Source organism: Pseudoduganella sp. R-34, assembly GCF_049904655.1.
In the GTDB taxonomy this organism is placed as follows: Bacteria; Pseudomonadota; Gammaproteobacteria; order Burkholderiales; family Burkholderiaceae_D; genus Rugamonas.
In genome coordinates, this window is the sequence record NZ_CP184572.1 from 6,629,891 (window position 1) to 6,645,569 (window position 15,679).

The following is a 15,679-nucleotide window of genomic DNA, read 5'->3' on the forward strand; positions in this document are numbered from 1 at the left end:
AAATATAATTACAAAATAGCAAAGATTATACGCTATCTGTGGCTAGCTCAGCGAGTCACTTGGACGCTCCATTTCAATCCCTTGAGCAAGATTCCAACAATTCCCCCAGCACCTGGGCGTCCCTTGACCGTCACCGTTGCTTGCGTCGCCCCCGTATCCATGGAACCAATCGCACCGAAGGTTAGAGTCCCCGACGCTGCAGTCACGCCAGTGGCGGTCAGGCCCGAACCAGGTACCGGCACAGGCGTTGCGACGGCTCCCGTCAGCGCCGGCCCAAGGTTGCTCAAGCGGCCAGTCACCGTAAATTCAGACTGAGTGGCATCAATTTTACGTTCCGAGATCACCTTGATTTCGCACATGCGCAAGGTTTCATCACCGGTATTCGATGCAATAAAGCTCCAGCTGTTGAATGGGATGTCGACGATACGGCCAGCTACGGCCGTGTCTTCGGAATAGACGCGGAATCTGCTGCCCACCTGGTTTTGCTGCTTGCTGCATTGGTATGGGAAGATCATCGCCGCCGCCATGCTGGTGCTCCCGCTGGTGTTGTAAAGATAGTTATAACTAACGAGATAGGCGGGCCCGCTCGTAGCGTATGAAATATCTTTTCCGGCTTCGATCGTCTGGCTGAAGCCATAGGTGGCCGATAAACCTTCAAAAGCGACACTCGAGCCGCCGATCTTGATTGTCGACGTGCCAGTTGAAGCTGGCACCACCACCGAGCCCGGAGCATAGGCCTTTGCTACGCTCTGTCCATCCTGTACCACCATAAATAGTTGGTACGCACCCGGCGGTGGGGGATTTTGCGTAGGGTTGGCCAAATTCCAGGAGTAACGGCCGCCCGTGGCACCACGGGGCTGACGCAGACCTTCAACTATCGGAGTGCCGACGAAGTCACCACGGGTGGTGCCGTAATACAGGGAAACCAGTTGCTCACGTTCCGGATCAAGCCCCTCCCAGATCAGTTCTTTCGAAACCGTTCCGCGCCGTGCTGGCGTGATCAAGGATGGTGCTGCGAGCTGCATAGGCCCGGACTGGATCGTGAATTGTGCGGTTGCGCTCCATGCACTGGCCATGCCCTCGGCATCGATTGCTCGTGCACGCCACCAGTAGGGAGATTTGTCCTGCAGCGATGCCGGGCAAATCAGGCCGGTGCTACTGGAAATCCCCCCGCACACTCGCTGCGTCAAGCCAGCGTCCTTGTACAATTCGAACTCATAGCGCACAGCGCCGCCTTCCGGATCGCGCGCAGGGAAAATTTCCATAGTCGGCTGCAACTGCGAAGTCCAGGCGCCATTGCCAGGGTTCTTCAATACCGGGACTGAGGGCGCGTCGTTGGCTGCACTAACAAAGAAATTCGCTGTGCCCCAGTCAGACTCCGCCTTGCCGTCACTTGCCTTCGCACGCCACCAGTAACGGGTATTTTCCTGCAGGCCGTCGACGATCCATTCCGTGTTACTGCTGCCCGCAGCGACCGCGCCCGAGACGCGCTTTGCGGCCGAGTCGAAGGTCTTCACATTGTCGATCTCGAAGATATATGTCAATGGAGCACCCTCTGGATCGACCGCGTTTGCCACCGACAAGGCCACGCTATTCGTACCAAGAACACTCCCGGCCAACGGAGCATTAGTCTTCGGGGTTGTTGGCGTTTTATTGCCCGTACGAACTGTAAATGCCCGCGCAGTCGAGACGCGGCGCACACCGTCAGCTGATGCGATAACGCGCCAGTAATAGGTAGTGTTGTCGGTCAGGGTGCCGAACTGAATACCCCCGCTAGCGATGTCGTCCGACGGCTCATGCCCCATGGGATCTGCCATTACGAAGCCGGTTCGAGCAATGGTCGTCAGCGCCGCATCCTTATAGACCTGGATCGTATATTCCGTCGCCCCCATCAAGCCAGTTTGCTTGGGCCCGGTTCTGAACCATGTAAAGCCTGGCGAGACGCTCGACACTTCGGCACCGGGAGCCGGGCTGACCAAGTTGAAGGGAAGCAGTTCGTCATTGACGACAGGATTCTCGAAGCGGCCATAGAGCCATGGGCTGTACAGCGTTCCGTTAAAGCTACGCACACGCCACCAGTACTTGGTCGACATGTCGAGATCCACCGGCACGGTCCAATTGGTTGCAGCAGGAACCACCGTACCGCCAGCATCGCTAGCGAAAGGCGCTTTGTCAACCATGGCTGTTGCCAGCAATTGAGTATGTCCTGCGTCGGCGTAGAGTTCAAACTGAAGCTTGGTGGTGGAATCATCCGGCTTGGTACCCGGCATAACCGCGAAGGTCGGCTTTGCCAGGCCCACGTGAGCGCCAGGCAGCGGAGACACGATCGTTGGCAGCGCTGGGCCCGCAGTGACAGGGGCGGCGGTAACGGTGATCGCCGCCGTGCGCTGTGCAGTACGGGCACCGTCGTTGGCGGTATAGGTGATCACGTAGTCACCTTTGCTGCCGTTGGCGGGAGTCCAGTCAAACACGCCACGCGCCAAGCCTGGATACTGCGGATCGGCAGGCTGCTGGGTGAAGCGGGCGCCTGCCGGCAGCGGTGCAGCGCTCAGCGCAACCGGCTTGCCCGCAGCGCTGCTGCCTTCAACGATAAAGGAAACCTGCTTGCCCTCTTCCACAGTATGGTCCGCAATGAACTGCAGCTCTGGCGGGCGGTCGTTGGCCGATGGCGGATCGAAGTCGGTGCTATACACGCCGGTGGTCGCTACGTCGAAGAAGTTGACGTAGTACTCCCACTTCTTAGTGTCCTTGTTGCGGGTCTTAGACAGCCATGCATTTTCCGGCGCCATGATTTTGGCGTCCGAGCGGATGATGCGGCCAATTGGACGAGTGCCATTGTACGGATCTTTCAGGCGCACGTAGGCAAAGCCCGGCGTCGCAGGGAAATTCAGCGCGTAGGTATCGACACCGTTGGCACTTGGGCCGACGACCAGGCTTGCTGCGGCACTGCGATCCGTTACGTCGGAATCAGGGCCGTTGGACTCGAACACTTTCACACCGGTCGGCTCCGACGCGAGATAGTCGCGCACCGCGTCGCGCCCCGGCAGGTCAACGCGCACGTCGTGCAGCAGGATGTGCGCGTTCGTGGCCTGCATGAGCGAGGTCAGCGAACCGCCCAGTTCATCGGCGTGCGAGAACTTGGCGCCGAACTCGGTGAATTTGCCGGCCAGCGTGGTCTGCATGATCCAGCGTCCCATCTTGCTGGTGCCGCCGGCGATATCGCCAAACTTCATCAGCAGGGAATTCTGCGCGGGCGAATCATCGACGAAGCTGCCCAGCAGCTGGAAGCCGATCAACAGGCCTTGGTTGTTCTCAACGATTTTCGGCTGTGCCGAATCAATGGTCAGGTTGGCGGCCTTGGCCAAGCCGGTGTTCTTTACACGCACGCCAAGGGTAAATGGCTCGGCCGATTCGATGATTGGCGTCAGCGGATCGTCGGCCACCACGTCCTGGGTCATGAAGTAATCCAAGGTCAGCGAAGGCAGTGGCTTGACGGTGATCACGTCCGGATCGACTTCCAGCGTCTGCACTTCGCCCTGGAATTTGTACTTCAGGGTGGCGCCGACCAGGTACTTCTTGCCAAAAGGCGTGGTGCCCGCTGCACCTGGAGCGGGGATCATCAGCCAATCGATGGTGGCCGTTGTCTTCGGCTGGACGACACCGGTGCCATCGACCGAAGCAATGCCGTCCAGGTTCGAAATACGAACGAAGAACTTTGCGCTGGTGTCGCTCGAATTCGATGTAACGGCAACCGGCAAGCCCAGTTCATCGGTCACCCGCATCGACACGCTGATGTCGGAGATCTGGTCACCGTCAACGTTGTTAGTGATGCGCATGGTCGCATCAAACGCCTGCCTCTCGAGCGTCAACTCTTGCTTGATTTCGATTTTGACTTTGGCGCACGAAGTCTCCTGCGCACGAAGGGCGGGGGCACAGATTAGAACGATTGCGCCTGCGAATCCAAGGAATGTATTACGTGACCAGCTAAAATTCATCATTATCAGCAATTAAAAACTATCTTCAGAAACGCTTAAGGTCGGCTACAGAGAAAAATAGCTAACAAGAAGGAAAGAATCGCCCAAAGCCGTACTTCCTATAAATTCATGCGACGACTTGGCGATAGCCATCTCATCCTCACAGTTACTATTCAGGACCACATAAACCATGAAGCTATTACGGCAAACGCCGACGATATCAATGCAATCTGAGTCAAGCGAGCTCCACTACCTTTTGCGGTTTTTTCAATGGATTTCCACACACCCCAAGCGGTTACAACTTGGAAAATTATGAACATCAATAACGTTAGTAATGCGCCGATATCAATTTCCGCCAATCGAAATCCCGTTGCGCCGACCTTCGCATAACGGCCTGTAAGGATCGAAATAGCGCAAAATGGAAGATAATAGCCAAAAAGCGCCAATTGCGGAGACAATCGGCCGGCCAACAATTTTTCCATGTAATTTTCCGAATCTTTGCCCGGGCTCGGGCGGGCGCGCTCCTTGCTCCCTTTGGCAATTCCTACCCCAAGAGAAACCAGAATAATACAGGGTATAAATCCGAGTAGATATTGGGCAAGATCGAACGAAATGTTATGCCCCAGGCACCAATCGCGCAGCGGAATGCTGATAAATTCCTTAAATAAAACTACGTAAATTGCCCCAAAAAAAATCACGAGCAATCCTCTTAAAATCTGCATATCTCGTCTTTCTTTCTACAGATATTCCTTTTCGGAAAATAGAGGGAAATCATACCCGCTGTGAAATCTTGCGCAAGCCCTCCCACGAATCCGCCCCGCACACCCACCCAGGCATTTTGGATGAAATTGCCGCCCCTGTTCAATCCGTATGGACTCGCTGATTCAGCAATTCCAGCGCCAACACCACCGATAAATCCACCAATAGCTCCGCCAACCGCATTTTTAAAGTCACCCGTATTAGCTGCGTCTCCGCCCATATAGTTCCCAATACCGCCTGCCACTGCCCCGCCAATCCGCCCGGCCCAGCTTCCTGTAATAGCGCCGCCAAAGCCCGAACCAGCGCCAGCAGCGGAGATTCCCCCAGGGTTGGAACCTGAACTGTCACCTGACGTCAAATAACTGCCTGCAGCACCCAATATGCCGCCGGCAATTGCCCCCCATGGTCCGCCGCCACCAGCAAATCCCCCCACTGCGCCGCCAACGCCACCAGCTATGGCATCCAGCACTCTTTGGCTCACACACCATAAACCCATCGGGTCAATATTATTTAAAGGGTTTCCAAACACGTAGGTGTAGCGATTTTGTCCACCAATCAGGCCGGCTGGATCGTTTGTTATATATCGGCCAAGGTCAGGATCGTAGTAGCGGTGCCAGTTATAGTGCAATCCTGTTTCAGCATCCTCAATCTGTCCCGGGAGTCGCAGATTATTTTCAATAGTGACGCGGTCAGCTGTTGGCGGAGGGGAAGTGATTGTTGCTCTGCCAAAAGCATCATAGTCGGCAGACCAGACCAAATTGCTCTGCTTGTCAAACGCCTGGATCGGCGCTCCCACTCCATTATGGTGAAAATATGCAAAGATAGGGTTACCATCACTTCCCCTAGTCTTCATGAAAAGAGCACCAGTAGTGAATTCGCTACCTGGGCGTGGGCCATATTGCGAAACGATAGCCGGTGAATTAACGTCGGTAGTTGCTCCATCTCCTCCAAGGACGATTTCCTGTTCAGCCTCAGCAATTAATCCTTCATCCGCGTATAGGTAGAGAGTACGCTTAGCTTTCGGCAAGCGACTAAGATCCTTGGCGCGGAACTGCTCACGCCAGACTCGACGATTCAACGAGTCATAACCGTAGCGCGCAATCAATTCGGCATTGGCGCCGAGGACTGCGATTAAGCGGTTTCTAGCATCGTACGAATATGTGGTGAAGGCTCCGTCGGCTTCGATCTTTTTGACTAGATTTCCAGCGTCATCATATTCGAAGCGCACGGCACTTAAGTCTCGGCCTTTTCTCAGCAGGCGATCATTCGCGTCATACGTCCAACTCCCTGAAGTAGAACTATCCCAAATGCGGTTACTTAACCCATCGTAATCGAATGCTTGCGACATCGCCCCAAACAATCCCCCATTGTCGGTCTTAACCTTTATGAGACGATCAGTCGCGTCAAACTCAAAAGATCTGGCTTTAGCCGAAACTTTACCGTCCACAATATCGGTTTTGTTTTCAGAGATAGGGCGCCGGCGCGAGTCAAAAGCGTAAGCCAAGTTAAGTGTTGTTTGCTGATCAACTGTGGCTGACAAGACTTCGAGACCTAAGAGCCCATCATATCGTTGTTGTCGACGAAGCCCGCCCGGAAATACAGTTTCGGTAGGAGCATCTACCTTATAAGCCGAAAACTGCAAATTGCCCTCGCTGGGAATCGTAACATTCTCCAGGACAGAATGCTGGGAGTATCTATATGTAATGAGGGTGCCGTCTGGCCAGGTAAGGTTGGTTTTAAGGCCGGCTGCACTATAGCCATATTCATAGCTGAGTTTATAACCGTTGGGATAGGTTACGGTTGCGCCAGCTTTTCGCCCAAGTTCATCATATGCAAACGTGGCATCATTTACCAAGTTGCGGAAGTGATCAGTCTCCCGGTAGGAAGCAAGAGTGTTATCAAGGTTCCAGAAGAATTGCGTGGTTGCCGACTTTTCCCCATCGGGTCTGGCTGAAATGGATTGGATAAGCCGATTTAGCTCATCATAAACATAATCCGTCCGGCTTCCATTTTGGTCAATTATTGATTTAACATTCCCTACCTCATCGTAATGCACCAGCTTTGATTGCCCAAGTGGCAACACCTCCTTCACCAAACGCCCGTTGCGATCATATTCAAATTTGGTGACACGTCGCTCTGCGTCTTCCAATTGAATGGAATTTCCCCTTGCATCCCGTACAAATTTTGTCACCTTGCTGAGATGATCGGTCAGCTCAATTGGTTGTGCAAATGCATCATATGAATAACCAGTGAAACTATTTCCCTGAATCGTACGATTTAACAAACCACGTCGATCATATTCCTGTTTTTTTACAATTTCCTTGATACCATCTTGTGTGTCGAATTTAGCTATGGTGCGGACCACGCGGTCCGCCGCGTCAAGTTCCAAATTTGTCGTGAATGTCGGTGATACGATTTCAATTGGCAGCCAATTGATCCCTGCTACTACATTGGAGGACGGGTCGGACTGCGCGGTCCGTTGATAGCGATATTCTGTCGCATTGCCAATACCGTCAACGACTTTAACCAGACGGTCCAGGTTATCATATTCAAACACGGCGGCACGGCCGTCAGCGTCGACCGCTCGCGTCTTTTCTCCGGCATTGTCATATTCGTATTTAACAATGCCTTCCTTCGCGTCAATACGCTGTACTAGACGCCCGTTCGTATCATAAGTGAGGCGGGTAGTTCGGCCTAACGGATCGGTTTGGGTAATAAGGTTGCCGGCCTTATCGTACCCGAAAGTGGTGGTTTGGCCGAGCGGTGCTCTGACGGCAAGTGGACGGCCAACACCATCGAAATCAAACAGCGTTTTGTTATTGCGCGCGTCTACAAATTCGGCGACAGTCTCATCAGGCCTGACCATGTACTGTTTTGAAAAACCTTCCGGATCTACGGCGGTCCGCACGCTCCCCCTGCTATCGTATGTAAAATGCCAAACAGCATCGGGCGTTACCGTACCTGTCGATTCTGTCCGGCCATGCGTAGTTACAGAAAGTGGAAGGCCATTCGCATCGTTAACGTAAGTAGTCACCCGTTCGGAGGACGTGCCGGATGCTTGTACGTATTTGACAAGATTGCCTTTTTCATCATATTCATAGTTGGATATCACTCCAGCTGCATCAACTTGCTTTGTAATCCGCAGATTGGACGGCGAGTACTCCATCGAAACACTGGTGGAGTCTGGACTATCGATACGAGTTACCATTTCGTATTCGTTTCGTGTTGTCCTGGTCGTACGCCCAGCTGAGTCCACGCTGATTAACTCACGTTCATCGTCCTTAACAGAGCCTGCGAACTGGCCATTTATCTCTTGGCGAATTCGCCTGCCATCCGAGTCGTAGATTTCTTCCAAAATGCGGCGACCTGCCGCGGTTGGCGGTAACGTACTACGAACCGTGTATAGCTTTTTTGTCTTATCGTAGCTGTACTCAAAGGTAGTTTCGGCACCATCAGCGGCGACTTCCTTGACCCTGCGACTGCTTTTACCCTGATACGCGATATGGCTGGTATGTCCTTCACCATCAGTCGTCGAAGTCAGTCGATACATCTCGTCATAGCCAAAGGACGTGGGATTGCCTGCCGCATCAGTGACACTGGTCAGCAGGCGCGCGCCGCTAGCCTCATGGCTGAAGTCATAGTCGTACTTGACCACGCGGGGCGTAAAGTTTTCGCCAGGAAGCAATACCTCTCGCACCTCGCGAACCGCAGTTGGATGTGCCTGGTCATAGACGAAGGTAAGCACGACGTTGCCATTACGATCCTTGACCGCTTTCAGCCTCTTGCCTTTCCTGCCGTTGATGGCAGGTCCGTCCTCGTATTCCATAGTGGCCGTCAGGCCATTGGCATTCCCGTAAGAATCAATCCATCCTTTGACGTCATATATGAGCCACTCACCGGCCCGGTCTTGCCATCGATAGAAAACCCCTTCACGGCCTGGAATGCTGATGCTCTCGATAAAGTAGCGGCCAGAGGTGGTGCCTGTTTGCTGGAATAAGTTGGATTTTTCAACAGCCTCAAATTCTGCGCCATTGCGAATAATCCGGTCTAGCGATGCAAGCGGAACCGAAACAAGGTTAGGATCGGGTTCATACACTACAAACGAGCCGACATAACCAAACGATTCCGGCACTGGCGCGGGCGGCATTGGCGTAGCCACGGAAGTACCACCGCCTCCGCCACTGCCACCTCCACTACCCGATCCCATCCCAAGGACCATCAGTTTGCCATCAAAGCGCAACGGCGACAAATGCGGCGAGAATCTCCAGCCATTACCGTCGTACGTGCGGCTCCAGGTGAAATAGCCATTGGCGATCTTGATGCGCATATCCACCGTGTTGACGGTGAATTTCCCGCCCGGCATATTCGCGTTGATGCGAAGGCTTTCTTCGTAAGCGGCGAGTGGATCTACGGTGCTAGTCTGCTGCGCGCCGCATACGGGCGCGAGTGCCACCATGGTTGCCAGTCCGACGATTCGGCAAAAATTGTATTTGTTCTGCTTGTTCATATTCTTCAATTTCTCACTGATGCGTCACAGACGGGGGCCGTTACCACCGGCTCCGCCGCCGCCGCCACCGCCGCCACCACCACCGGGGCCGTTACCGCCGCCGCCGCCGCCGCTGCTACTGCAAGTGCCAGCACCTGGGATACAGCCGGAAGGGGAGCCAATCGTCTGGGGCGCGGTCGATACACCACTTCCGCCCCAGCCGCCGCCGCCACCACCGCCGCCGCCCCCACCACCACCGCCGCCGCCGCCGACTGAGCACACGCCGCTCTGGCCAAACCAGGAGCTGGTCGCGAAGCCAGTGGTTACCACGCCGTTTTTACAGGTGCACTGGTGGCTGGTACTCATCGAAGTGCTGTAGGTCGAGCAACCGCCGCCCGATGCCGTGCCGATGTTGGCCGCGCCATCAAGCGACTGCAATGCCACCACGCGGTAGTGCAGCGTCACACGCTGTTTCGCTTCCAGTGTTTCCGGTACGTCCTCCAGGAACTCAAAGCGGAAGTAGTTATCCGATGCAGGCAGCTTCGGTTTCACCTTGTCCGCGCGGAGCAAGCCGTAGTTGGTGATATTCAGCTCGCCATGGAACACATCACCTGGATTCATCTTCGGCAGGTTGGTGCTGAGCGGCTCGATCACCACCACTGCGGTCGGCACGTCGGTCTCGTAAGTCGCATTCAATACGATCTCGTAACGGTCCTGCAGCGTGATCTCCTTCACGCTCCACTCCACCGTCACCGAGGTGTAATCAAGGAAGACCGGCATCGTGGTCGTCATGCCCGGCTTCACCTGCACGCGGCCGCCCAGTTCCTGGTGGTTGGCTGCGCGGATGCGGTACTTGTAGCGGCCGGCCGGCAGGTTGGCGCTCATTGCCTCGCCCACCACGTCGGTCTTCAGGTCGGCCATCACGGCCGGCACGTCTTCGTTCTGCAGCGTGATCGATGCATTCGCCAGGCCTTCAATCAGCTTGCCGTCTTTGCCCACCGTCGCGGTGTAGATGTCCGATGCCTTGAACAGCAGCTTGCCTTCACCGCTCTGGGTCAGGTTTACGTACACGTTCAGTGCTTGCTGGCCAAAGTTGTCGCCAACGATATTGAGCTTGTACTCGTAGACACCTTCGACAGCATTCGCTGGCGGCGTGAACGACAGGTCGATCGCGCGCGCTTCGCCGACTGGCAGCGTGCCGTCGGCCTGGCTGGCGATGGTGACCCATGCCGGTGCCGGGCTGCCGTCCGCTTTGCTGAGGGTAAAGCGCAGGTTCTTCGCATCCTGCGTACCGTTGTTACGCAGCGTGAACGATTCGATCTGCGTGCTGCCTTGCGCCAGACCGGTCTCCACGAAGGTCGGGGACGCGATCAGGAATGGCTTCGCTTCGGACAGCGTGTAGTTCACGTTGACCTTGCCGATCGGCGTACCCATGCTTTCGTCGCTCACCACGTCGAACACCAGGCTGCCGGATGGTTGCGCCGTTTCGCTGGCTTTGAAGGTGACAGGCGTATTCAGGGTCTGGCGTTCACTCAGGGTGACCGGAGCTGCGGTCTGCACTTCAATACCATCCGGCAGCGTGCCAGTGGACTGGCTTGCTGCATTCAGCACCAGGCGCACATTGGTGGCGGAGGTGCCGGAGCCTGCCTTGGCTACGAATGGAATCGTGAACGGCATGTTCTTCGCCAGGTCCAGCTTATAAGGCGTTGGGCCGACAGTCACGCGGTTGATGGTAAAGGCCTTTTGCTCCGGACGATCGGTGATGTCCGGGTGCACGGCGCTGACCTTGAACAGGCCCGCATCAGTCACGGTCGGCGTGAACTCGTAGCGGAAGTTGCCGGAGGCATCTGTCATCACCGAGAAGTTACGCTCGAAGCCTTGCTGGTTGAAGATCACCTTCAGGCGGGTGAACGGCAGCGGTGCGCTACCGGCGCGGTCCAGTGCACGGCCGCTGACGGTGATCTTGTCGCTGCCAAAGGAGCTGACCGGCGAGACGCTGGTCACTTCACCGACATACATGGTGTCGACCAGAGAGATCGCTTTCTCGCTGCCGCGGCCGCTGACAATCACTTCGTCTGCCTGGCCGGTGTGGTAGCGCAGCTTGTCCACTTCCAGGCGCACGCGCACCTTGGTCGGGCTGGATGCCGGAATATTCAGTTCGAATACGTCCGACACGTAGCTTGCGCCAGCAGGAATCCGGGCGACAGTCATGCCGTTCGGCAGGGTCACTACGTTGGCGCCCAGTGCCTGCTTGTATGGCTGGGTGGCCAGGATGTTGCCGTCGTTGTCGACAATCTTGAAGCGCAGTTCGGATGACGGATCGGTGCCGTTGGCGATAGCCGTCAGCAGTTCCACGTCCACGGCACTGGTGTTCTCAATGGTCAGTTTCAGCTTGCCGGTACCGCCGCGCGTGAATTCGTCGGTCGACATGCCAACCACCAGCGAGCCTTCCAGCACGTCGATGGCCTGGTCGCGCGCGATCTTCACTTGTTCGCCTTCGTTCGGCGCAATCTCCAGGCCGACCACGGCTTGCGGTGCGCCCGGCATTTCGGCGTAACCGCCCACGATCACCGGCACCAGGCGGGTTTCGTTGGCAGCCAGGGTGAAGACATCGGATTTATGGTCCTTGAACTGCGTCGCTTCCTTGTTGACCGGCACACGCACCGTGGCGCGCACGCCCTGGATGGCGCTGGACGAGGAATTGCCAACCTGTACCTGCAGCTTGTTCATGATGCCGCGCTGCAGTGGCAGGCCACCGGCGATCTGCGCGAACACGTTCGGCATGGTCAGGCTGCGCGCCAGTTCCATATTGTTGGCATCGACTGCGGCAACGGTGTAACGGCGTTCGCCGCTGGTGTAGCCGGTGTCGGTCAACGTCGTCGCAGTAATCGGCGCAGGGGTCAGCTTGACCTTGCTCGCATCCGGACCGACATAGACCTGGTAGCCCTTGATGTTGCCGTTCGGCGCCAGCCAGTTCAGCACCGGCAGGTTATTGCCATACTGTTCTACGCTCAGGTTACGCACTGGCAGCAAGCTGGCGTTCAGGTAGTCCGAATTGGAGATCGCGGACTCGTTGCCGGCTGCGTCAACTGCGGTCACCACGTAAGCGCCTTCGGTCGGCGACGGGTTGCCGTCAACGGCTGCGGTGCCCTTGATGCCGGTCTTGATCGGCGTCAGGCCTGTGATGCTGCCAATGCTGGTGCCGCTGCTGCGGTACAAGCGATAGCTGTCGACCGTGCTGGCCACTGGCGCCTGCCAGCTCGCCTGGATACCCTGGCCGGTGAGCAGCAGGGACAGATTCTGCGGTGCGCCTGGCGGATTGGCAATGGCAGTGACTTCGGCAGGAATGCTCTGCTCGGACAAGGCTTCCTGGCCGTTGGAGGAGCGCACCGAGGCGACTGCGTAGGTGTACACGCCGTCTTGCGCAACCTGGTCGATGTACTCGGTGCCGCTGCTGCGTACCAGGGCTTCCAGTGCTCCCTGGTTCGGGGCGCGGCGGTAGATCTGATAGGACAGCGCGTCCGGCACGGCTTTCCATGCCAGCTGTACTTTACCGCCCGGCAGTGCCTTGGCAGTGAAGCCGAATGGCGATGCCAGTGGCGGCAGGCTGCCTTGATAGACCTGGAAGCGGTTCAGTGCCGACACGGTGGTCGATACGTTATTCAGGTCGTCACGCGCTTCGTTGGAGAAGCTCAGGGTTTCCAGGCCGGCGGCACCGGCGTCGGAAGGCAGCGTGAAGGTGACCTTGTAGGTCGTTGCGTTCACAGGCACCAGGGTGCCCACGCTCTGGTAGGAGCGCACAGGGCCAGACAGCAGGTATTTCACGACCGGCGTGCCGGTTGGTGCCTTGTTGTAAGTAAAGGTTGCCTGGATGGCCGGCGAACTTTCATTCTTGATCGGCGATGCCGGGTTCAGGACGATGCCGCTCAGTGCCGGACCCTGGGTATCGATCTTCAGCGTGGCGCCCTGCTGGATTTCGGTGCCGCGGTTGCCGGCGGCGTCACGTGCCGAGAACAGCGCATTGGCGGTACCGGCCGGGGTCGACGCGTCAATCGTGAAGCTGCCGGTGTAACGCGTGTCGCCGGCCTTGAACAGGGTCACCGTGATCGGCGCGCCGCCTTGCGGCACGATCGACAGGTATGGCATCGTCGGCAGCACTTCGCTGACGGTCATTTCCAGGTTGACCTTTCCCTGGCCAATACGGCCGGTGGATGCATCGACCATGCCCAGCGGAGTATAGGTGATACTCACCGCTTTCGGCGCGGTCGTATCCGACGTTGCCGCCACGACGTTGCTTGGTGCCGATGGCGTGCCGATGCTGTTGACCGCGACAACGCGGTAATACCATACGCCGTCAGCTGGCGGCATGTCTTCATACGATGCCGTGGTCAGTGGGGCGCCATTGATACGGGTGGCACTCTCAATCGTGGTGAACGCGTAGTTGCCGCGGTAGACGTGGTAGCCGACTGCGTTGGCGTCCGTGGTGCGCACCCAATTCAGTTGCACCTTGCCGGCTGCCTGCACGGTTGCCGACAGGCTACCTGGGCTGGATGGAACGCTGCGGTCCAGCGTCATGCGCAGTGCGCCGGAGGCGGTGCTGGTGCCGTATTGGTCGTTGGCGGTTGCAGTAATCAGGTTCTCGCCGTCCACCAGGTCGACGGTGGCGTTGAAGCGGCCATCGCTGCCGGCCTTCACGGCTGCGCCGGATGGCTGGCCGTTGACCAGCAACTGGATGTTGCGGCCTGCCTGGGCGGTACCGCTAATGCCTTGCGTGACGTTGCGGGTCACGATGCCGTTGCCGGTCATCGACAGCACCGGTGCATCCGGTGCCGCGTGGGCGACGGTCACGCTGTAATTCAGCGTGCTGGAATTACCCAGCGAATCGTAGGCGCGCAGGCCAAGCGCATGGGTGCCGTTGGCGACATCTTCAAGGTTCAGCGACAGCGAGAACGTGCCGCTGCCACTCGCTTGCGTGCGCACCACACCGTCCAGCAGTAATTCAATGCGCGAGACGCCGCTTGCATCGGTCGCGGCAAGCGCGATGGTGCCATTGCGGGCCAGGATGGCGCCTTCTGTCAGGTCAACACCGGCAATCTTGATGGCGCTCATTTCCGGGCCAGCGGTGTCCGGTGGCACGACCACGTGCGACACGGTGACCGGCACGCTGCGTTCGGTGCTGCGGCCTGCCACGTCGTTGGCAATGACCCTGACGGTATGGTCGCCATCGGCGACGCCTTCGATGTCCCAGGTATAGGTGTATGGCGCGGCGGTGCGCGTTGCCACCAGCGTGCCGTCGATGTAGATCAGCACATTGCGCATGCCGCCCACATCGCTCGCGTTGGCGGTAATGGTGGTGTTGCGCTTGATGATGGCATTGGCCATTGGGCTGGCCAGCTCCAGCACTGGTGCCGAGGTGTCGACCAGTTGGGCAGGCAAGGAGACGGCACCAATCTCGCCGTTCGCGCTGCGGTACTGGACGGTGATGTTCTTGCTGCCGTCGCCAGCCGAGGTGTCGAACGGGATTGCCGTGCCGTCTGCAGGCATCGGCAGGAAGTTCACGCCCGCAAAGGCGCCATTCTCGGCGATACGGTATTCAACTGCATTGACGCACGCCAACGCCAGCTGCATGCGGTGCTGCACATGGTATGGAGCAGGATTCAGCAGCGTTACGCGAGGATTCAGCAGCGCTGCTGTCGCAACGAAACTGCCAAAGTTGACGCCAGCCGAAATCTTGTCGCCCTGGCCGGACGGGTTGGCGGTGGCATTGCTTGGACCGGTGGAATTGCCCCACCAGTTGCCGGTCGCCTGGATGATGGACGCCGGGGTTTTGTTCTCAATGGCGGCCGTCGTGTTGCCGACGAACTGGCCGCCCGTGATGGATGCAGTGGTGTCGTATGCTTCGACACCGGTGGCGTTGCGCATGAAGCTTGCGCCGCTCAAGACCGGGTTGGCGCCTGCGGCAAGGCGCAGGCCCAGCACGTTGTCGTTCAGCTGCAGGAAAGGAACGGTCGGGCTGACGCCGCGCAGGTTAAGCGCAGCATTGCCGTCGGCGCCAGCGTAACGCACCAGCATGCCGGAACCCATTTGCACGCCCAATGCCTGCGCGGATTTCTCGATGCTGATGCCGCGCCAGTCGCCGGCACGCGGCGCTTGCGAAGAAGGATTAGTACGCCCGCCGGCCGCGTCGTCGTTCTGGCTGGTGAAGGTGGCGTTGTTGCCGATCGTGATCTGGTCACGCACGACCAGTTGCGCGTCCGAACCGAACTTGATGACCACGCCATCGGCGATCCGCAGTTCGGCGGCACCGCTCCACTGGGTCGCGAAGGCGGCCCCAATGCAAACGGCCAGGATTGGGCGGCGCCAGTTCGCCGGCACGCGTTTCAGCCGTGTAGCCAAGGAAACGGCGCGCTCGGCGCCGTCGAGACGGATCTTTGTCATTACCACTCTTTTCTGCATATGA

Annotated in this window: 4 protein-coding genes; all 4 read right to left on the minus strand. The window is 57.5% G+C overall.

Features of this window, described 5'->3' with window-relative positions:
* Nucleotides 1-47 precede the first annotated feature (47 nt).
* Nucleotides 48-3,836: a putative Ig domain-containing protein gene (locus tag ACN9MW_RS30460; protein WP_426166019.1), complete on the minus strand. Its 3,789-nt coding sequence runs from the start codon at nucleotides 3,834-3,836 to the stop codon at nucleotides 48-50.
* A 311-nt stretch (nucleotides 3,837-4,147) separates the two neighbouring features.
* Entirely contained in the window at nucleotides 4,148-4,696 is a 549-nt protein-coding gene (locus ACN9MW_RS30465; protein ID WP_426166022.1) for a hypothetical protein, read from the minus strand.
* Nucleotides 4,684-9,240, minus strand: a complete 4,557-nt coding sequence (locus ACN9MW_RS30470) for an RHS repeat-associated core domain-containing protein (RefSeq protein WP_426166024.1) — start codon at nucleotides 9,238-9,240, stop codon at nucleotides 4,684-4,686. The genes ACN9MW_RS30465 and ACN9MW_RS30470 overlap by 13 nt, the downstream gene beginning before the upstream one ends.
* Nucleotides 9,241-9,264: 24 nt before the next feature.
* Nucleotides 9,265-15,657: an Ig-like domain-containing protein gene (locus tag ACN9MW_RS30475; RefSeq protein WP_426166026.1), complete on the minus strand. Its 6,393-nt coding sequence runs from the start codon at nucleotides 15,655-15,657 to the stop codon at nucleotides 9,265-9,267.
* Nucleotides 15,658-15,679 lie beyond the last annotated feature (22 nt).